15 protein-coding genes are annotated in these 20,940 nt (G+C 61.2%); 8 read left to right on the plus strand and 7 right to left on the minus strand.

The window, feature by feature from the left end:
- Positions 1–26 precede the first annotated feature (26 nt).
- Both fadB and HZ99_RS07935 read right to left on the minus strand, forming a co-directional pair.
- Positions 27–2,174 carry a fatty acid oxidation complex subunit alpha FadB gene (fadB, locus tag HZ99_RS07930; protein WP_038442194.1) on the minus strand — a complete coding sequence of 716 codons (2,148 nt, stop codon included), beginning with the start codon at positions 2,172–2,174 and terminating at the stop codon, positions 27–29.
- 534 nt (positions 2,175–2,708) lie between these two features.
- Entirely contained in the window at positions 2,709–3,146 is a 438-nt protein-coding gene (locus HZ99_RS07935; RefSeq protein ID WP_038442196.1) for a hypothetical protein, read from the minus strand.
- 105 nt (positions 3,147–3,251) lie between these two features.
- Between HZ99_RS07935 and HZ99_RS07940 the strand changes: the two genes are divergently transcribed.
- Complete coding sequence (locus HZ99_RS07940; RefSeq protein ID WP_038442198.1) at positions 3,252–3,689, plus strand: universal stress protein; 438 nt, start codon at positions 3,252–3,254, stop codon at positions 3,687–3,689.
- Between the two features lie 108 nt (positions 3,690–3,797).
- Here HZ99_RS07940 and HZ99_RS07945 read toward each other — a convergent pair whose 3' ends face one another.
- Complete coding sequence (locus tag HZ99_RS07945; RefSeq protein WP_038447999.1) at positions 3,798–5,714, minus strand: ATP-binding cassette domain-containing protein; 1,917 nt, start codon at positions 5,712–5,714, stop codon at positions 3,798–3,800.
- 212 nt (positions 5,715–5,926) lie between these two features.
- Between HZ99_RS07945 and HZ99_RS07950 the strand changes: the two genes are divergently transcribed.
- Positions 5,927–7,855, plus strand: coding sequence for a transglycosylase SLT domain-containing protein (locus HZ99_RS07950; RefSeq protein ID WP_038442200.1), 1,929 nt, complete (start codon positions 5,927–5,929; stop codon positions 7,853–7,855).
- A gap of 89 nt (positions 7,856–7,944) precedes the next feature.
- Here HZ99_RS07950 and HZ99_RS07955 read toward each other — a convergent pair whose 3' ends face one another.
- A complete protein-coding gene (locus HZ99_RS07955) occupies positions 7,945–9,705 on the minus strand; it encodes an ABC transporter transmembrane domain-containing protein (RefSeq protein ID WP_038442202.1) in 1,761 nt (586 codons plus the stop codon).
- Positions 9,706–9,959: 254 nt separating this feature from the next.
- Between HZ99_RS07955 and HZ99_RS28980 the strand changes: the two genes are divergently transcribed.
- Positions 9,960–10,133, plus strand: coding sequence for a PA1571 family protein (locus HZ99_RS28980; protein ID WP_038442204.1), 174 nt, complete (start codon positions 9,960–9,962; stop codon positions 10,131–10,133).
- 155 nt (positions 10,134–10,288) lie between these two features.
- On the opposite strand, the gene pdxB is transcribed toward HZ99_RS28980, so the two are convergent.
- Complete coding sequence (gene pdxB / locus HZ99_RS07965) at positions 10,289–11,431, minus strand: 4-phosphoerythronate dehydrogenase PdxB (protein WP_038442206.1); 1,143 nt, start codon at positions 11,429–11,431, stop codon at positions 10,289–10,291.
- A gap of 143 nt (positions 11,432–11,574) precedes the next feature.
- On the opposite strand from pdxB, the gene HZ99_RS07970 reads away from it, so the two are divergent.
- Positions 11,575–12,960, plus strand: a complete 1,386-nt coding sequence (locus HZ99_RS07970) for an MATE family efflux transporter (protein ID WP_038442208.1) — start codon at positions 11,575–11,577, stop codon at positions 12,958–12,960.
- On the opposite strand, the gene tusA is transcribed toward HZ99_RS07970, so the two are convergent.
- Together tusA and rlmM are read right to left on the minus strand one after the other, a co-directional pair.
- Positions 12,957–13,208 carry a sulfurtransferase TusA gene (tusA, locus tag HZ99_RS07975; RefSeq protein WP_038442210.1) on the minus strand — a complete coding sequence of 84 codons (252 nt, stop codon included), beginning with the start codon at positions 13,206–13,208 and terminating at the stop codon, positions 12,957–12,959. The two genes, HZ99_RS07970 and tusA, sit on opposite strands and share 4 nt — an antisense overlap.
- A 107-nt stretch (positions 13,209–13,315) precedes the next feature.
- The gene (gene rlmM, locus HZ99_RS07980) at positions 13,316–14,389 is read right to left on the minus strand and encodes a 23S rRNA (cytidine(2498)-2'-O)-methyltransferase RlmM (protein WP_038442212.1); all 1,074 of its coding nucleotides are present in this window, start codon (positions 14,387–14,389) and stop codon (positions 13,316–13,318) included.
- Positions 14,390–14,579: 190 nt separating this feature from the next.
- Here rlmM and acnA point away from each other — a divergent pair, with 190 nt between their 5' ends.
- The 4 genes from acnA to wecC all read left to right on the plus strand — a co-directional run bounded on the left by acnA (position 14,580) and on the right by wecC (position 20,922).
- Positions 14,580–17,321: an aconitate hydratase AcnA gene (acnA, locus tag HZ99_RS07985; RefSeq protein ID WP_038442220.1), complete on the plus strand. Its 2,742-nt coding sequence runs from the start codon at positions 14,580–14,582 to the stop codon at positions 17,319–17,321.
- A gap of 189 nt (positions 17,322–17,510) precedes the next feature.
- Complete coding sequence (locus HZ99_RS07990; RefSeq protein ID WP_038442222.1) at positions 17,511–18,302, plus strand: CPBP family intramembrane glutamic endopeptidase; 792 nt, start codon at positions 17,511–17,513, stop codon at positions 18,300–18,302.
- Positions 18,303–18,523: 221 nt separating this feature from the next.
- On the plus strand, positions 18,524–19,663 hold the full coding sequence (wecB, locus tag HZ99_RS07995) for a non-hydrolyzing UDP-N-acetylglucosamine 2-epimerase (protein ID WP_038442224.1): 1,140 nt from the start codon (positions 18,524–18,526) through the stop codon (positions 19,661–19,663).
- Entirely contained in the window at positions 19,660–20,922 is a 1,263-nt protein-coding gene (gene wecC / locus HZ99_RS08000; RefSeq protein WP_038442226.1) for a UDP-N-acetyl-D-mannosamine dehydrogenase, read from the plus strand. Before wecB ends, wecC begins: the two co-directional genes overlap by 4 nt.
- Positions 20,923–20,940 lie beyond the last annotated feature (18 nt).

Raw genomic sequence — 20,940 nt, forward strand, 5'->3', positions numbered from 1 at the left:
TATTCTCGCTCTATTCGTCTGGGCACTTAACCGAAGAAGCTCTGGCCATTCTTGGCCATCTCGCGCAGCTTCGCAGTCGGGTGGTACAGCGGGCCCAGATCAGCGTATTGATCAGCCAGGGCAACGAATTCGGCCACACCGATCGAGTCGATGTAACGCAGCGCACCCCCACGGAATGGAGGGAAGCCAATACCGTACACCAGGCCCATATCGGCTTCGGCGGCGGTTTCGACGATGCCGTCTTCCAGGCAACGAACGGTTTCCAGGCACAGGGCGATCATCATCCAGTTGATGATGTCCTCGTCGGACACTTCACGCTGCTCGTAGACGATGGGTGCCAGCACTTCGTGAACCGATGGGTCGGCAACTTTCTTCTGCTTGCCTTTCTTGTCGGTCTCGTAGGCGTAGAAGCCCTTGCCATTCTTCTGGCCCAGGCGCTTGGCTTCGTAGAGCGCATCGACGGCCGAACGGCGGTCGTCTTTCATGCGGTCCGGGAAACCTTCAGCCATTACGTCGCGACCGTGGTGGCCGGTGTCGATACCGACCACGTCCATCAGGTACGCCGGGCCCATTGGCCAGCCGAATTTTTCCATGACCTTGTCGATACGTACAAAGTCCACGCCAGCGCTGACCAGCTTGGCGAAACCGCCGAAGTAAGGGAACAGCACACGGTTGACCAAAAAGCCCGGGCAATCGTTGACCACGATCGGGTTCTTGCCCATTTTCTTGGCGTAGGCAACGGTGGTGGCAACCGCCAGCTCGCTGGATTTCTCGCCACGGATGACTTCCACCAGCGGCATCATGTGTACCGGGTTGAAGAAGTGCATGCCGACGAAGTTTTCCGGACGCTTGAGGGCCTTGGCCAGCAAGGTGATGGAAATGGTCGATGTGTTGGAAGCCAGGATCGTGTCTTCCTTCACCTGCGCTTCGACTTCAGCCAGTACCGCCTGCTTGACTTTCGGGTTCTCGACAACCGCTTCGACTACCAGGTCGACATGGCCGAAATCACCGTAGGACAGCGTAGGGCGAATGCCGTTAAGCACTTCAGCCATTTTCGCAGCGGTCATGCGACCTTTATCAACGCGCCCTACCAGCAGCTTGGCGGCTTCGGCCAGGCCTTGCTCGATACCGTGCTCGTTGATGTCTTTCATCAGGATCGGCGTGCCTTTGGACGCCGACTGATAAGCGATACCGCCCCCCATGATCCCGGCGCCGAGTACGGCAGCCTGTTTCACGTCTTTGGCGATTTCGTCGTAGGCCTTGGCCTTTTTCTTCAGTTCCTGATCGTTCAGGAACAGGCCGATCAGGCTCTGCGCAGCAGACGTCTTGGCCAGTTTGACGAAGCCTGCGGCTTCGATTTCCAGCGCCTTGTCACGACCGAAGTTCGCGGCTTTCTGGATGGTCTTGATCGCTTCGACCGGGGCCGGGTAGTTAGGACCCGCTTGACCGGCGACAAAACCCTTGGCGGTTTCGAACGACATCATTTGTTCGATGGCGTTGAGCTTGAGTTTTTCCAGCTTCGGCTGACGCTTGGCCTTGTAGTCAAACTCGCCGCTGATGGCGCCCTTGATCAGGTTCAGTGCAGCTTCTGCCAGTTTGTCCGCAGCAACCACGGCATCGACGGCGCCGACTTTCAGCGCGTCTTCAGCACGGTTTTCCTTGCCGGCGGCAATCCACTCGATGGCGTTGTCGGCACCGATGATGCGCGGCAGGCGCACGGTACCGCCGAAACCCGGGTAGATGCCCAGCTTGACTTCCGGCAGACCGATTTTCGCGGTGGAGGCCATGACGCGGAAGTCCGCGGCCAGGCACATTTCCAGACCGCCGCCGAGCGCGATGCCATTGATCGCGGCAACGGTCGGCACGTTGAGGTCTTCGAAATCGCTGAAAATCTTGTTGGCTTCGAGGTTGCCAGCCACAAGCTCGGCATCGGGCAGCTTGAAATTGTCGACGAATTCGGTGATGTCAGCGCCGACGATAAACACGTCCTTGCCGCTGGAGACGATCACACCCTTGATCGATGCATCAGCCTTGATGGTGTCTACGGCCTGACGCAGTTCGTTCAGGGTTAGACGGTTGAACTTGTTGACGGACTCACCCTTGAGGTCGAATTTCAATTCGACGATGCCACTTTCAAGAGCCTTAACCGTGATGGCTTTACCTTCGTAAATCATCAACTGATCTCCACGATATGGAAGCTGAACAGTACACGTCGGACGCTGGCCGAGGCGTAAACACTGACGTTACCGTCGATGCTAACGCCAATTTGCCAGGCACACCCGCCAACGCGATAGTCGGGATTCTGTACGAACGGTCTGAAGGACAAACACTCAATTCATACGCCCGTTTGATTTGGGTACGCCACCTTCAGCCAATTTCCGACAATTGTCAATCGCTCGAAAGGGCCGCTAAAACGCGACTTTTCAGTCATTTCAGAACCGCTGCGCCGAATCAATGCACCAGCATTCATAAAATCAATAATTGAAAAAGCATAGAAAAGGCCTGTACAGCAGCGGATATCCGGCTAGGCTAGCGGCACGCTTGAACGCCTGGGCGAATGCACGGCGTGATGAATTGCAAATTACCGGCCTGCCTGGCCAACCCCAGCCCGATGATGATGTCGGGCTTTTTATTGCCTTGTGGGAGCCGGCTTGCCGGCGATGGCATGTTCAAGCTCGTTATTGCCGGCAAGCCGGCTCCTACAGGTGTCAGGCCAGGGCCTTGAGCAACGTGTTGATGTCTTGCAAGACACTCAACTCGCCCTTCTCCCCCCAGTACAAGGCAATCATTTGCCCGTCGGCTTCGATTTTGTAGACGTTATCGGGCAGCTTCGAAAAATATGGCAACAACTTCTCGTCGGCGCAGACTTCCTGCCATTGATTGACCCATACACCCGGTTCCAGTTGCCAATAAACCCAGAGCGCAGGCTTGCTGCCCCGTCGTGGCCGACAGTACTGCGCACATGGGCTCGGCGGCTCCTGCTTGAGCCAATGCGGCCATTCCTGAGGCGACAGTTGCATCGCCAGGCCGATGCGACGCGCCTCCATACGCAGGGCCATGCGCCCACTCTGGTGGCGCGAAGGTCGCAGCCATGCCAGTGGACTCAAGACCACCAGGAGGATTGACACCACTATCCAGACCGTCATATGTGTACTCCCGAATTTCTAGATGAGCGGATTTGACCTGCCTCAACCCCATCCGCTTGAAAGCAGCCATACTGAACTTATTGCAGTCCCCTGGAGGAACGCCTCATGACTTACGAACATATTCTGGTCGCTGTGGACCTGACCGAAGAGTGCGATCCGGTGATCAAGCGTGCCTTGGCCATTGCCGGCGATACCGTGAAGCTGTCTCTGGTGCATATCGTCGAACCCATGGCCATGGCCTTTGGCGGCGACGTTCCGATGGACCTGTCGCAACTGCAACAGCAGCAATTCGACCAGGCCAAGGAGCGCCTGGACCGTCTGATCGCCAAGTACCCCGCGCTGAAAAAGGAGCAAAGCCACCTGACCTATGGCCAGCCACGCCAGGAAATCCACCATTTGGCCAAGGAACAGAACTGCGACCTGATCGTGGTCGGCAGCCATGGTCGTCATGGCCTGGCGTTGCTGCTGGGCTCCACTGCCAATGATGTACTGCACGGCGCGCCTTGCGATGTGCTGGCAGTGAAACTGGTCAAGAGCTCGTAAGAACTCAAATGCAGGAGCTGGCTTGCCAGCTCCTGCATGCTGGATTGCCTTTCATATAAAAAAACCGGTGCTCGTAAGAGCGCCGGTTTTTTATTGCCGCTGAATCAATCAGGCATCCAGCTCGGCCCAACGCTCGACCAACGCTTCCAGCTCCTGGTTCAGCTTCTCCAGGGACTCGATGACCTTGGCCGTTTCTGCCGCAGGGCGCAGGTAGAAACCTGCGTCAGCCATTTCGGCCTCCACGGCAGCGATCTGCTGCTCCTTGGCGTCGATATCGCCCGGCAAGGCTTCCAGCTCACGTTGCAGCTTGTAGCTGAGTTTCTTCTTGGCCGCCGGCGCAGCCTCCTGAACAGGCTCAGCCGCCGCGGGTGCAACCACGGCGGAGTTCAAGTCGGCCTTGCCGGACTTGCTCTCGGTCACACCCAGCAGGCGTGGCGAGCCGCCCTGGCGCAGCCAGTCCTGATAACCACCGACGTATTCGCGCACCTTGCCTTCGCCTTCGAAAACCAGGGTGCTGGTCACCACGTTGTCGAGGAATGCCCGGTCGTGGCTGACCATCAGCACCGTGCCGTTGAAGGTCAGCAGGACCTCTTCCAGCAGTTCGAGGGTTTCCACGTCGAGGTCGTTGGTGGGTTCGTCGAGCACCAGCAGGTTGGCCGGCTTGCTGAACAGCTTGGCCAGCAGCAGGCGCGCACGCTCACCACCAGACAAGGCCTTGACCGGCGTACGGGCGCGCTGCGGGCTGAACAGGAAGTCGCCCAAATAGCTCAGCACGTGGCGGCTCTGGCCGTCGATATCGATAAAGTCGCGGCCTTCAGCGACGTTATCGATCACGGTTTTTTCCAGGTCCAACTGGTGGCGCAACTGGTCGAAGTAGGCCACGTCGATGCGCGTGCCCTCTTCCACGGTGCCGCTGGTCGGCTGCAGGCCGTTGAGCATCAGCTTGAGCAGCGTGGTCTTGCCGGTACCGTTGGCACCCAGCAGGCCAATGCGGTCGCCGCGCTGCAGGACCATGGAGAAGTCCTTGATCAGGAACGGACCCTCAGGGTGATGGAAGCTGACGTTCTCCAAGACCATGACCTGCTTGCCCGACTTGTCGGCGGTATCGAGCTGGATATTGGCCTTGCCGGTGCGCTCGCGACGCTCGCTACGCTCCACACGCAAGGCCTTCAGGGCACGTACACGGCCTTCGTTACGGGTGCGGCGCGCCTTGATGCCCTGGCGGATCCAGACTTCTTCCTGGGCCAGTTTCTTGTCGAACAGCGCGTTGGCGGTTTCTTCGGCGGCCAGGCTGGCTTCCTTGTGCACCAGGAAGCTGGCGTAGTCGCCGTTCCAGTCGATCAGGCCACCGCGATCCAGTTCGAGGATGCGCGTGGCAAGGTTCTGCAGGAAAGAACGGTCGTGCGTGATGAACAGCACGGCGCCCTGGAAGTCCTTGAGGGCTTCTTCCAGCCAGGCAATCGCACCGATATCCAGGTGGTTGGTCGGCTCGTCGAGCAGCAGCAGGTCCGGCTCGGACACCAGGGCCTGGGCCAGCAGTACGCGGCGACGCCAGCCGCCGGACAATTGGGCGAGGGTCTTGTCGGCCGGCAGTTGCAGGCGGCTCAGGGTGCTATCGACCAATTGCTGCAAGCGCCAGCCATCACGGGCTTCGAGGTCTTGCTGGACGTGCATCAGTTTGTCCAGGTCTTGCTCGGTGACGCAGTTCTGCGCCAGGTGATGGTATTCGGCGAGCAGTGCGCCTACGCCATCGAGGCCTTCGGCAACCACATCGAACACGGTCCGTTCGTCGGCCACCGGCAATTCCTGCGGCAATTCGCCGATCTTCAAGCCCGGGGCGCGCCACACGGAGCCGTCATCGGGCTTCTGGTCGCCCTTGACCAGCTTCATCATGCTGGACTTGCCGGTGCCGTTGCGGCCGATGATGCACACCCGCTCACCACGGGCGATCTGCCAGGACACCTTGTCCAACAACGGCATAGCGCCGAAAGCAAGGGACACATCGCTGAATTTGAGCAGGGTCATACGCTTCTCCAAAAACTGGGCGCGCATTCTACCTGAGTTGGGGGGTGAAGCGGCCGGCATTTTCATGCTCGACACGTTCTGTAGGACATTTCTTGAGAACTTCAGCGAAGCGGCCTGCAAAGCTTTCACCGGCTGTGGGCAAAAGGCTAAGCTAGGGGCAATCAGTGCCGACAGCGTCGGCACTAGTCCTGATTTCTTTGCACGGACGTCTCATGCGCAGTCGCCTTTTCAGCTTTTTATCTTGCCTGCTTCTTTCCTCCACCGCCGTCCAGACTGCCCAGGCAGTGGACCTGACCACCCAACGCCAATATTACGACCAAGCCAAGCGCGCCCTGGCCAAGGGCGACAGCGGTCCGTACATGCAATACAGCCAGGCCCTGGCCGATTACCCGCTGACGCCGTACCTGGCCTATGACGAACTGACCGCCCGCCTGAAGTCCGCAAGCAACCAGGAAATCGAACAATTCCTGGCCAAACACGGCGACCTGCCCCAGGCCAACTGGATGAAACTGCGTTGGTTGCGCTGGCTGGCCGAACGTGGCGATTGGCAGACCTTTGAAAAGTACTACGACGCCAAGCTCAATTTCACCGAGCTGGACTGCCTCCATGGCCAGTACCAGTTGAGCCACAACCTCAAGGCTGAAGGCTACAAGACTGCCGAAGCCCTGTGGATGACCGGCAAATCCCAACCGGCCGCCTGTGATGCCACCTTTGGCCAGTGGGCCGCCGCCGGCCAACTGACCGAACAGAAAATCTGGGACCGCACCAAGCTGGCCGCCGAAGCCCGCAACTATCCACTGGCCAACAGCCTGGTGAAAACCCTGCCGACCCTGGGTGCCCAGGGCCGCCTGATGGTGGATGTGGCGCAAAAACCCGCCATGCTCAGTGACCCATCGCGCTTCCTGCCGGCCACGGAAGCTATGTCCGACGCCGTAGGCCTGGGCCTGCGTCGCCTGGCGCGCCAGGACCCGGAGCAAGCCATGGCCCTGCTGGATGGGTATGCCAGCAGCATGCACTTCTCCCGTGACGAAAAAGTGTCCATCGCCCGGGAAATCGGCCTGACCCTGGCGCGGCGCTACGACCCCCGCGCCCTGGATGTGATGACCAAGTACGACCCGGAGCTGCGTGACAACACCGTCTCCGAATGGCGCCTGCGCCTGTTGCTGCGCCTGGCCCGTTGGGAAGATGCCTACCAACTGACCCGCAAGCTGCCCCAGGACCTGGCCACCACCAACCGCTGGCGCTACTGGCAGGCCCGCGCCCTGGAGCTGGCCGAGCCGAAGAACCCGCAAGCGCTGGTGCTGTACAAAGGCCTGGCAAAGGAGCGGGATTTTTATGGCTTCCTTGCCGCAGATCGCTCCCAGGCCCCCTATCAGTTGAACAACCAGCCCCTGGTCATGAGCCAGGCCCTGGTCAACAAAGTGCGCAACACCCCGGGGGTGCGCCGTGCCCTGGAGTTTTATGCCCGCGGCCAGATCGTCGACGGTCGCCGCGAGTGGTATCACGTCAGCCGCCACTTCAACCGTGATGAAATGGTCGCCCAGGCCAAGCTCGCCTATGACATGAAATGGTACTTCCCGGCGATCCGTACCATCAGCCAGGCCAAGTACTGGGACGACCTGGACATCCGCTTCCCCATGGCCCACCGCGACACCCTCGTGCGTGAAGCCAAGGTCCGCGGCCTGCATTCGAGCTGGGTGTTTGCCATCACCCGCCAGGAAAGCGCCTTTATGGATGACGCCCGTTCCGGCGTCGGCGCCAGTGGCCTGATGCAACTGATGCCCGCCACCGCCAAGGAAACCGCACGCAAGTTCAGCATCCCGCTGGCATCACCGCAGCAGGTGCTGGACCCGGACAAGAATATCCAGCTGGGTGCCGCCTACCTGAGCCAGGTGCACAGCCAGTTCAACGGTAACCGCGTGCTCGCCTCCGCTGCCTACAACGCCGGCCCAGGGCGGGTGCGCCAATGGCTGCGTGGCGCCGACCACCTGAGTTTCGACGTGTGGGTGGAAAGCATTCCATTCGACGAAACTCGCCAGTATGTGCAGAACGTGCTGTCTTATTCGGTGATCTACGGACAGAAGCTCAACTCGCCACAACCGCTGGTGGATTGGCACGAACGCTATTTCGACGACCAATAATAATCTGTAGGAGCCGGCTTGCCGGCGATGGCGGTGCATCGGCCAGCATCAATGCGACTGACATACCGCTATCGCCGGCAAGCCAGCGCCTACAAGGGTTCTTCGTTAAATTGCAGGGCCGCGAGCCGCGCGTAGAGTGGGTTGCTGGCGATCAGTTGCTGATGCGTGCCCACAGCCACCAATGTCCCTTGATCCATCACCGCAATCCGGTCGGCGTTTTTTACCGTGGCCAGGCGGTGGGCGATCACCAGCGTGGTACGCCCCTTCATCAGTTGCGGCAACGCCTGCTGGATCAAATGCTCACTCTGCGCGTCCAGGGCGCTGGTGGCCTCATCCAGCAATAGGATCGGGGCGTCCACCAACAGGGCCCGGGCAATCGCCAGGCGCTGACGCTGGCCGCCGGAAAGCCCCATGCCGCCATCCCCCAGATGGGTCTGGTAACCGCTGGGCATTTGCAGGATGAAATCGTGGGCGTGAGCAATGCGCGCCGCTTCCTCGACCTGGGCAAAGCTGGCCTCTGGGTTGCCGTAGCGGATGTTGTCTTCGACGCTGCCAAAAAACAGCGCCGGGCTCTGGGACACCAAGGCAAAACAGCGGCGCAGGTCCAGCGGGTCCAGACCGGTCAACGGCTCGCCTTCCAACAGCACCCGCCCCTGTTGCGGGTCGTAGAAGCGCAGCAGCAAGTCGAACAAGGTGGACTTGCCCGCCCCGGACGGCCCGACCAGGGCCAGGGTTTCGCCAGCGTTGATGCTCAGGCTCAGGCCTTCGATCGCAAAACGATCGGGACGCGAGGGGTAGGAAAAGTACAGGTCCTGCAGTTCCAGGCGGCCACTGACCCGCTGCGGCAATTTGACCGCGCCTGTCGCGGGTGCGTGGATCTCATTGCTCGACCGCAACAGTTCGGCAATCCGCTCCGCCGCCCCGGCTGCGCGCTGCAGCTCGCCGATCACTTCGCTCAACGTGCCAAAGGCGCTGCCGACGATCAGGCTGTAGAACACAAAGGCCGCCAACTCGCCGCCGGAGATGCGCCCGGCGATCACATCCATACCGCCGACCCACAACATCACGCCGACGGCACCCAACACCAACACAATCACCAGGGTAATCAGCCAGGCGCGCTGGACGATGCGCTTGCGTGCAGTGGTGAACGCCTCCTCCACCGTCACCGCAAAGCGCTGTTCATCCTGCACCTGATGGTTGTAGGCCTGCACGGTCTTGATCTGGCCCAGGGTTTCGGACACGTAGCTACCGACGTCGGCAATCCGGTCCTGGCTCTGGCGCGAAAGGTTGCGTACACGGCGGCCGAAAATCAGAATCGGCGCCAGCACCAGCGGCAACGCCACCACCACAATGCTGGTGAGCTTGGGGTTGGTGATAAACAACAAGACAATGCCACCGATCACCATCAACGCGTTGCGCAGGAACAGCGACAGGGATGAACCGATCACCGATTGCAGCAGGGTAGTGTCGGCGGTCAGGCGTGACTGGATCTCCGAACTGCGGTTGTTCTCGTAGAACCCCGGATGCAGGTAGATCAAATGGTTGAACACTTGCCGGCGAATGTCCGCCACCACCCGCTCGCCGATCCACGACACCAGGTAGAAGCGCGCAAACGTACCCACCGCCAGGCCCAGCACGAGGATCATGAACAGGCCGATGGACTGGTTGAGCAGGTGCGGCGATTGAGTCATGAAGCCCTGGTCCACCAACAGACGAATACCCTGGCCCATGGACAAGGTAATCCCGGCAGTGACGATCAGTGCAAGCAAGGCGCCAGCGGCCTGCCAGCGATACGGAGCGATAAAGCGCACGGCCAGGCGAATCGCGCGGCGTTGACGGGCTGAGAGCATGGAGAGCGTCACCTGAGGAGAACAACCTCAAGCCTACACCGCAATCGGATTGAACTTGGGTAAATCACAATGAGTCAGGTTAATTATGCCCGGCAAGACTAGGCCCTAGAGGCTATCGGTCTAAAGTCCGGCTGGAAATCCGCCGCATTTTCTGCTGGACTGGGCATTCGATCCACCAACGGGCGATGGAGTTGTAACAGCTCGGTCACGTGGGGGAATTAGAGTAGGTACACAACCTGATGAGGAGACAGGCCATGTCCTTGCAAACCAGCAGCACTGACAGAATTGAAGTAATCCGCCAGCCACAGCAGTTGCCTTGCTCGTACATCGATGCCCAAGGCCGCGAAGTGCAGATTACCGAAGAGATGATCCAGGGCGCCTGCGCCGAACTGGAGCAGAAACTGGTCAAGCCTGCCCAGCAAGGCTGATACGCCCCAGCTCTTTCAGACCCGGCCCTGGTGGCCGGGTTTTTTACGCCTTCACTCTTGTAGGAGCCGGCTTGCTGGCGATAGCGTCAGGACCGACAACGCTACATTCAAGACCGCTATCGCCGGCAAGCCGGCTCCCACAAGTGGTGTGTCAGTCAGGAAAGGTTTGCGCCCAAGGCAGTGACGATAGCTTGTAACGCCGCAGACTCCCCATTGATCCGCACTTTCAAGCCGTCAATCTCGCGGCGATCCGGATAGTGCTTGCGCAGCAGGTCGAACGCCTTGCGCTGTTCTTGCACGGTGCCCACAAGGCTGCGGCGAAAATCCGCATCATCACGGCGGGGGTCGTAGACACTGCGGCACAGCGTCGCCAGGGCCCAGGCCGGATCGGTGCTGGCATTGAGGCTGACCTCGGCCAGCCAAGGCTCGGGCAGCAAGTCACTCAACTGAATGTCCGCCGGCCAAGCCAGGTGCGTGCACAGCGCCTGGTAGATCTGCGCCGTGCCGCGCTGCTTGCCGTCCAGGCTGTAGCCGGCGATATGCGGGGTCGCCAGCACGCATAACTCGGCCAACTCGACATCCACCTCGGGCTCGCCTTCCCACACGTCCAGCACCGCCTGCAGGTCTTCGCGCGCCAGCAACACTTCACGCAGCGCCGTGTTATCCACCACCGGGCCGCGGCTGGCGTTGATCAGCCAGGCACCGGGCTTGAGTTGCTCCAGGCGCTGGCGATCCAGCAAGTGCCAGGTTGAACCATCGCCGGATTTTTTTAGCGGGGTGTGCAGGCTGATCACATCGCACTGCTCGATGACCTGTTCCAGGCTGACGTAGTCGCCGTCTTCGGCGATCTGGCGTGGCGGGTCGCAGACCAGCACCTTCCAACCCAGGCCCTTGAGCACCTTGACCAGGCGCCCCCCCACTTCACCGGCACCGACAATGCCGTAGGTCCGCTGGGTCAGGTCCGCACCCTCGATTTCAGCCAGGGTCAGCAGGCTGCCCAGCACATAGTCCACCACACCCCGGGCGTTGCAGCCCGGCGCGCTGGACCATTGGATGCCGGCCTTTTGAAAGTAGTCGAGGTCCAGGTGATCGGTACCAATGGTGCAGGTGCCGACAAACCGTACCGGCGTGCCTTCCAGCAGCGCACGGTTGACGTTGGTCACCGAGCGCACCAGCAGCACATCGGCCTGTTCAATCGCGGCGCGGTCGATAGCGCGGCCCGGCACTCGGCGGATCTCGCCAAAACCTGCAAAGAACGCATCGAGCAGCGGGATATTTTCGTCGGCAACAATCAGCATGGCAGGCTCCTTTGGCGGACCAGCAGTGTACAGGCACCGGCCGCTGGAGCGTTTACAAATCCGCTACACAGGTATTTTCCTGACCTGTCCGTCAAGGCGTAGAATGCGCCGTCCTGCGCTCCCCCCTTATCGGACATCTGCACGTGAACACTGCCACTCTGCCCCTCTCCCGCCCTGCCCGCGTTCGCCGGGAAGTCCACAGCCTGCTGGCGCTGGCCCTGCCGATCATGATCGGGCAACTGGCAACCACCGCCATGGGTTTTGTCGATGCGGTGATGGCCGGGCGCGTCAGTTCGCGGGACCTGGCGGCCGTGGCCCTGGGTAATTCCATCTGGATCCCGGTGTATCTGTTGATGACCGGCACCTTGCTGGCCACCACCCCCAAAGTCGCCCAGCGCTTCGGCGCCGGCAGCCATACCGAGATCGGCCCGCTGGTGCGCCAGGCGTTGTGGCTGGCACTGGTGGTGGGGTGTACCGCGTCATTGCTGTTGATCAGCGCCGAACCGATCCTGCATGCGATGAACGTCGATCCCGAGCTGATCGCCCCCTGCATGGGCTACTTGCACGGCATCGCGGCGGGCATGCCGGCGGTGGCGTTGTATTACGTGCTGCGCTGTTTCAGTGACGGCCTGGGCCGCACACGGCCGAGCATGATCCTCGGCCTGGGCGGGCTGGCGCTGAATATCCCGCTGAACTACGTGTTCATCTATGGTCATTTCGGTGTACCGGCCATGGGCGGCGTGGGCTGCGGCTGGGCCACCGGGATTGTGATGTGGGCGATGATGCTGGGCTTCGCCGGCTGGACCCGCTGGGCGCCGGTCTATCAGGCCAGCGAGCTGTTCAAGCGCTTCGATTGGCCCCAGTGGTCAGTGATCAAGCGCATCCTGGGCATCGGCCTGCCGATTGGCATCGCGATTTTTGCCGAGTCGAGCATCTTTGCGGTGATCGCCCTGCTGATCGGCAGCCTTGGCGCGACGGTGGTGGCCGGGCACCAGATCGCCCTGAACTTCAGCTCCCTGGTGTTCATGATCCCCTATTCCCTGAGCATGGCCGTGACCGTGCGGGTCGGCCAGGCCCTGGGGCGTGGCGAACCCCGTGAAGCACGCTTTGCCGCAGGCGTGGGAATGGGCACCGCACTGGCCTATGCCTGCCTGTCGTGCAGCCTGATGCTGGTGTTCCGCGAACAGATCGCCACGATCTACACGGCCGACCCGTTGGTGGTCCAGGTGGCGGCGATGCTGATTGTATTTGCGGCGCTGTTCCAGTTCTCCGATGCGATCCAGGTGACAGCCGCCGGCGCCCTGCGCGGTTATCAGGACACCCGCGTGACCATGATCCTGACCTTGTTTGCCTATTGGGGGGTGGGCTTGCCGGTGGGCTACCTGCTGGGGCTGACCGACTGGCTGGGCCAGGCCAACGGCCCGAGCGGCTTGTGGCAGGGGCTGATCGTCGGCCTCAGTTGCGCAGCAGCAATGCTGGTGGTGCGCCTGGCACGCAGTGCGCGCAAGCGCATCCGCACGGCGGTTTAAGCGAGCTTCTTGCGGATCCAGTACAAGTAAGTACCGGCCTCTTCACGCTGTGCCACCAATTCATGGTCCAGAAACACACAAAATTTGGGGATATCGCGGCGGGTCGAGGGATCGGTCGCGATCACCTTGAGCAGGCCGCCCGGCGCCAGGTCGCGGATGTGCTGGTGCAGCATCATTACCGGTTCCGGGCAGTTGAGGCCGGTGGCATCGAGGGTGCCATCAACGGCGGGGTCAAAAGTTTCGCTCATCGTTCACTCCTAAACAGGCCGATAGCGTCACTGCAGGAACCGGCTTGCCGGCGATGGCGATCTTGCAGACGCAATCGCCGGCAAGCCGATTCCTACAGGGCGTGTGCTTATCGGACCTTGGGTTTCTTTACGTCCAGGCGACGCAGGTGGCAGGTCACTTCCTCACGGTCGTGGTACAGCTGCTTGCAACCGATCTCTACCCGGATACCCCGCGCCTTGAAGCCTTCCTCAATGCGCTCCAACAGGCGCTTGACTTCGGCGTAGCGCTGTTTCATCGGCAACTTGAGGTTGACCACCGCTTCGCGGCAATGGCCTTCGCCGATCCAGGTTTCCAGCAAGGCTGCGTTACGTGCCGGTTTCTCGACGATATCGCAGACCATCCAGTCCACCGGCTGCTTGGGGGTGAAGGTAAACCCATCAGCCATCAAGTGTTGCACCAGGCCGGTGTCCATCAGGCTTTCGGCCATCGGCCCGTTATCGATCGCTGTCACCAGCATGCCACGGTTGACCAGTTGCCAGGTCCAGCCGCCCGGCGCTGCGCCGAGGTCTACGCCGGTCATGTCGCCGTGCAGGCGCTCGTCCCACTGGTCCCGGGGGATAAAGTGGTGCCAGGCTTCTTCCAGCTTCAAGGTCGAGCGGCTTGGCGCGTCCCGGGGGAATTTCAGGCGCGGGATGCCCATCGGCCACATGGCCGAGTTGTTTGATTCGGCCAGGCCCATGAACACTTCACGGCCGCTCTTGAACGTCAGCAACAGGCGCGGCTTGCTCGGGTCGTCGACCAGTTTGCCGGCGGCCAGCAGGGCCTTGCGCAGGTGCACTTCGAATTTCTTGCAGAAGTTCGACAGTTCCTTGCCGTCATTGGTATCGACCATTTCCAGCCATAGGCTGCCGCATACCGGGAAGTCCCGCAGGTGCGCGAGGATCACGCTGATGCGGTCGGTTTCCGGCAAATCGATGAAAACCCCACGTGCCCACTGCCTCGGGAAGATCAGCTCGGCAAAGCGTTGGCCGCGCATCAGGCGCTGGGCGCCGTCTTCCTCGGTGCAGACAAATTCGGCGCAGGCGCTGCCGGTCTTGGCCTTGGCATAGCCGGAAACGTTCAGGCGCGCAGCGTGTTCCGCGATCTCGGAACAGACTTCGCCTTCAAAACCCGGGCGGCAATGCATAAAAAGGGTGTTCATTGAATCTCCTGGCAACTGGCTTGCTCTATCGCAATGCCTGTCATGAAAACGCGCGCATGATAGCTGAGTTCGGAACCTTGGACTTGTCCATAGAGTCCAGTTATTAGCCTGCTACTGAAAACAAGGCTAGTTTATAAGCTCTGTTCGTCCCGTCAGGTCCGTAGCCGTGCGGACCATAAGGAGTCATGTAATGTCATCCGTTGATAGCCTGAGAACCCTTAAGACCCTGCAAGTCGACAGCAAAACCTACCACTACTTCAGCTTGCCCGAAGCCGCCAAGAGCCTCGGTGACCTGGACAAATTGCCGATGTCCCTCAAGGTGCTGCTGGAAAACCTGCTGCGCTGGGAGGACGAAAAAACCGTGACCGGCGCCGATCTCAAGGCGCTTGCCGCCTGGCTCAAGGAGCGCCGCTCCGACCGCGAGATCCAGTACCGCCCGGCGCGGGTACTGATGCAGGACTTCACCGGCGTGCCCGCCGTGGTCGACCTGGCCGCCATGCGCGCCGCCGTGGCCAAGGCCGGTGGCGATCCGCAGCGCATCAACCCGCTGTCGCCGGTGGACCTGGTGATTGACCATTCGGTGATGGTCGACAAGTTCGGCAATGCCGACGCCTTCGAGCAAAACGTCGATATTGAAATGCAGCGCAACGGTGAGCGTTATGCGTTCCTGCGCTGGGGCCAGAGCGCCTTTGATAATTTCAGCGTAGTGCCGCCGGGTACCGGCATCTGTCACCAGGTCAACCTGGAATACCTGGGCCGCACGGTGTGGACCAAGGATGAAGATGGCCGCACCTATGCCTTCCCCGACACCCTGGTGGGCACCGACTCCCACACCACCATGATCAACGGCCTCGGCGTTTTGGGCTGGGGCGTGGGCGGTATCGAGGCGGAAGCGGCGATGCTTGGCCAGCCGGTCTCGATGCTGATCCCGGAAGTGATCGGCTTCAAGCTCACCGGTAAATTGAAAGAAGGCATCACCGCCACTGACCTGGTGCTGACGGTCACGCAGATGCTGCGTAAAAAAGGCGTGGTGGGCAAATTCGTCGAATTCTATGGTGACGGCCTGGCCGATCTGCCCCTGGCCGACCGCGCCACCATTGCCAACATGGCACCGGAATACGGCGCTACCTGTGGCTTCTTCCCGGTGGATGAAGTGACGCTGGACTACTTGCGCCTGTCGGGCCGGCCTGCGGCCACCGTCAAGCTGGTCGAGGCCTATACCAAGGCCCAGGGCCTGTGGCGCAAGGCCGGTGAAGAACCGGTGTTCACCGACAGCCTGGCCCTCGACATGGGCAGCGTGGAAGCCAGCCTGGCCGGGCCGAAACGCCCGCAGGACCGAGTCTCGCTGCCCAATGTGAGCCAGGCGTTCAGTGACTTCCTGGACTTGCAGTTCAAACCTGCGAGCAAGGAAGTCGGTCGCCTGGAAAGTGAAGGCGGCGGCGGTGTCGCCGTGGGTAACGCCGACCTGGTGGGTGAAGCGGACTACGACTTCGAAGGCCAGACCCATCGCCTGAAAAACGGCGCGGTGGTGATTGCGGCGATTACCTCGTGCACCAACACCTCCAACCCGAGCGTGATGATGGCCGCCGGCCTGGTCGCGAAAAAAGCCGTGGAAAAGGGCCTGGCCCGCAAGCCTTGGGTAAAAAGCTCCCTGGCGCCAGGCTCCAAGGTGGTCACCGACTACTACAAGGCTGCCGGCCTGACGCCCTACCTCGATCAACTGGGCTTCGACCTGGTGGGCTACGGTTGCACCACCTGCATCGGTAACTCCGGACCACTGCCGGAGCCTATCGAGAAAGCCATCCAGAAAGCCGACCTGACCGTGGCGTCGGTGCTGTCCGGCAACCGTAACTTTGAAGGCCGTGTGCATCCCCTGGTGAAAACCAACTGGCTGGCCTCGCCGCCACTGGTAGTGGCTTATGCCCTGGCCGGGACCGTGCGTATCGATATCAGCAGCGAGCCCCTGGGCACCGGCAAGGATGGTGCGCCGGTGTACCTGCGCGATATCTGGCCCAGCAGCCAGGAAATCGCCGACGCCGTGGCACAAGTCAGCACCAGCATGTTCCACAAGGAATACGCCGAAGTGTTTGCCGGTGACGAGCAATGGCAAGCCATTGAAGTGCCACAGGCTGCCACCTATGTGTGGCAGGCAGACTCCACCTATATCCAGCACCCGCCGTTCTTCGACGACATCGCCGGGCCGCTGCCGGTGATCAAGGATGTACAGGGCGCCAATATCCTGGCCCTGCTTGGCGACTCGGTGACCACCGACCACATCTCCCCTGCCGGCAATATCAAGGTCGACAGCCCTGCCGGCCACTACCTGCGCGAACAGGGCGTGGAGCCGCGGGACTTCAACTCCTACGGCTCGCGCCGTGGCAACCATGAAGTGATGATGCGCGGCACCTTCGCCAACATCCGGATCCGTAACGAGATGCTCGGCGGCGAAGAAGGAGGCAACACCCTCTACATTCCCACCGGCGAGAAGATGCCGATCTACGACGCCGCCATGAAATACCAGGCGTCCGGCACGCCGCTGGTGGTGGTTGCCGGCCAGGAGTACGGCACCGGTTCCAGCCGCGACTGGGCCGCCAAGGGCACCAACCTGCTGGGGGTCAAGGCGGTGATCGCTGAGAGTTTTGAGCGCATCCACCGCTCCAACCTGGTGGGTATGGGCGTACTGCCGTTGCAGTTCAAGCTGGATCAGAACCGCAAGGCGCTGCAACTGACCGGCAAGGAGAAGATCGACATTCTTGGCCTGACCGGCGCCGAGATCGAGCCCCGCATGAACCTGACGCTGGTGATTACCCGCGAAGATGGTCGCAGCGAGAAGGTCGAGGTGCTGTGCCGGATCGACACCCTCAATGAAGTTGAATACTTCAAGGCGGGCGGGATCCTGCATTACGTGCTGCGCCAGTTGATTGCTTCGTAACGCACCAAGCCAGACAAAACACCGCCTTCGGGCGGTGTTTTCATTTTTGCCGCCAGGCACCGCCGTTATAATGCCCCCCTTGTAGGAGCCGGCTTGCCGGCGATAGCGCCCTGTCTGACACACCGCGATCGCCGGCAAGCCGGCTCCTGCAGAAGCGATGCGTCATTTTTAACGTCACAAGGATTTTCAATGCCCGCTTTACCCTGGCTGTACCTGGCACTTCTTTCCATTGGCTATGCACTGGCCCTGGCCTACGGACAACTGGGACTGCTGGCGGCGGTCTCGATCGGCTTGCTGCTGGTCGCCGGTTATGCCGTGCGCCAGCAACGCAACCCGTGGGCGCGCTACCTCGGCCACGGATTGTTTATCGTGCTGGCCCTTGGCCTGGCGATGCACTGGCTGCCGGGCTTCTACAACGGTCGCGGGATTGCCCCACAACGCTTCACCGCCGATGCCGTACCCTTCTCGATGTACCTGAACCAGGACAAGCCATTGATCGGTTTCTGGCTGCTGCTGGCCTGCCCATGGATTGTCGCCCGCCGCTCGTTGCGCCTGTCGATCTACGCCACGGCACTGGCCACGGCCCTGACCGCCATTGCAGCCCTCGGCGGTGCGGTGTTGCTGGGTATCATCAGTTGGGCTCCCAAATGGCCGGACCAGGCCTGGCTTTGGGTGCTGAACAACCTACTGCTGGTGACCCTGGTCGAGGAGGCGTTGTTTCGCGGTTACATCCAGGGCGGCCTGAGCCGGCGCTTCAAGCAACTGCCCTACGGCGAAAACCTCGCCTTGCTGCTGGCCTCGCTGTTGTTTGGCCTGGTGCATGTGGGCGCGGGCTGGCAGTGGGTGCTGCTGGCCAGTATTGCCGGCGCGGGTTATGGCCTGGCGTACCGCTTCGGCGGCCTGGGCGCGGCGATCGCTACGCACTTTGGCTTGAATCTGCTGCATTTCGGGCTGTTTACCTACCCGATGCTGGCGGGCTGAGCCGGTCCCTGTTCACTGAATATAAAAGCCGCCTTCGGGCGGCTTTTGTCTGTTCAGCGTTCGATAAACCTAGCCGAACAGTCAGTGGTCGCCCCTGACCCTGTTCGGCAAGAATGCCTAGGAGATTTCGTACTCACCCACCCAGCACAGGTTTGACTTGCTGGAACTGTGTTGAGGGAACCCACGCCGCTGCACCAGGCATCCAATAAGAACCTACGCCCATGCCTCTCAAGACCTTGTCCATCTTCGGTACCCGCCCAGAAGCCATAAAAATGGCGCCGCTGGCGATCCAATTGGCCACCGACAGCCATTTCGACTCGAAAATCTGTGTCACCGCGCAGCACCGTGAAATGCTGGACCAAGTGCTTGAGCTGTTTGAACTGGTACCTGACTACGACTTGAACATCATGAAAGCCGGCCAGAACCTGACGGATGTCACCACCGCCATTATCCAGGGGTTGCAGGCGGTGCTGGACGACTTCAGGCCGGATGTGATCCTGGTCCACGGCGACACCGCCACCACCTTCGCCGCCAGCCTGGCGGCCTACTACCGGCAGATTCCGATTGCCCACATCGAGGCCGGGCTGCGCACCAACGACCTGTATTCGCCCTGGCCAGAGGAAGGCAATCGGCGCCTGACCGGCAGCCTGGCGACGCTGCACTTTGCACCCACCCTCACTTCCCGGCAAAACCTGCTCAATGAAGGCGTGAGCCCGGAAAGCATCCATGTCACGGGCAATACCGTGATCGATGCCCTGCTCAACGTGGTCGAGAAACTGATGCCGATGCGTGCCCGGCTCGATCGACAATTTTCCTTCCTCCCCGAGGGGCAACGCATGGTGCTGGTGACCGGGCATCGCCGCGAGAACTTTGGCGAGGGTCTGGAGCGTATCTGCAGGGCCCTGGCTGACAGCGCCCGGGACTTTCCAGAGGTGGCCTTTGTTTACCCGGTACACCTCAATCCCAATGTGCAGAAGCCAGTCAAGCGCCTGCTGGCCGGGATCGACAATGTGCACCTGATCGCCCCCCAGGAGTACCTGCCCTTCGTGTATCTGATGACCCGCGCCTACCTGATCCTCACCGATTCGGGCGGCATCCAGGAGGAGGCGCCTGCCCTGGGCAAGCCGGTGCTGGTCATGCGCAATACCACCGAGCGCCCCGAAGCCGTCGCGGCAGGCACCGTCAGGCTGGTGGGTACCAACGCCAGCTGCATTACCCATCACCTCAATCAGTTGCTGGAGAACGAGGCCGCTTACCGGCAAATGAGCATCGCCCACAACCCTTACGGCGACGGGAATGCCTGCCTGCGTATTTGCGCAGCACTGCTGGACCTCCCACAAAAAAACGAGGCCGCCGCATGAGTGTCGCGAAGATTTGTGTCATGGGCCTGGGCTACATCGGCCTGCCAACGGCGGCGATTTTTGCTTCACGCAAAAAACAGGTGGTGGGGGTGGACATCAACCAGCACACCGTCGACACCATCAACCGCGGGGCCGTGCATATTGTCGAGCCCGAGCTGGAACTGCTGGTGCACGCAGTGATCACCCAGGGCTATCTGCGGGCGACCACCACGGTGGAGCCTGCACAGGCGTTCCTGATCGCCGTCCCCACCCCGTTCAAGAACAACCACGAACCCGACCTGGGCTACATCAGGGCGGCTGTCGAAGCCTTGGCCCCGGTGCTGAAAAAACGCGACCTGGTAATTCTTGAATCCACCTCCCCGGTGGGCACCACCGAGCGCATGGCCCAGTGGCTCGCCCGGGCGCGCCCTGACCTGACCTTCCCGGCGACCCACGGCGAAGCCAGCGATATCCGCATTGCCCACTGCCCGGAGCGCGTGTTGCCAGGCCATGTATTGCGCGAGCTGGTGAGCAATGACCGGATCATCGGCGGCCTGACGCCGGCCTGTTCCGCCGCCGCCGCACAGCTGTACCAGACGTTCGTCAAGGGTCAATGCATCGTGACCGACGCGCGTACGGCAGAGATGTGCAAGCTCACGGAAAACAGCTTTCGCGATGTGAATATCGCCTTCGCCAACGAGCTGTCGATGATTTGCGCACAGCTGAAGATCAACGCCTGGGAGCTGATTCGCCTGGCCAACCGTCACCCACGGGTCAACATACTGCAACCAGGGCCTGGGGTCGGAGGGCACTGCATTGCCGTCGACCCATGGTTCATCGTCAGCAAGACCCCGGAACTGGCGCGCCTGATCCGCACCGCACGCGAGGTCAATGAGCATAAGCCGCAGTGGGTGATCCAACAGGTCAAGCTGGCGCTGGCCAGCCTGCTGCTCAAGCGCCAGGACCTGCAGGCCGGCAGCGTGCGGATTGCCTGCTATGGCCTGGCGTTCAAGGCCGATATCGATGACCTGCGCGAGAGCCCTGCCCTGTCTATCGCCCGGCAATTGGGCCAGGAGCTGGGGGTAAGGCTGCTGCTGGTGGAACCGAACATCGAGGCGCTGCCCGCCGACCTGTCGATGCACGCACTGACCGACACCGCCGACGCCCTTGAGCGCGCGCAGATTCATGTGCTGCTGGTCAGGCATCGTGAGTTCATGTCAATGCCCGCCCTGCGCGATGGTCTCCTGGTGATTGACGCTGCCGGTGTGCTGACGGCCTGAGGTAGTACCAAAAATGAA

It is taken from the genome of Pseudomonas fluorescens (assembly GCF_000730425.1).
In the GTDB taxonomy this organism is placed as follows: Bacteria; Pseudomonadota; Gammaproteobacteria; order Pseudomonadales; family Pseudomonadaceae; genus Aquipseudomonas; species Aquipseudomonas fluorescens_X.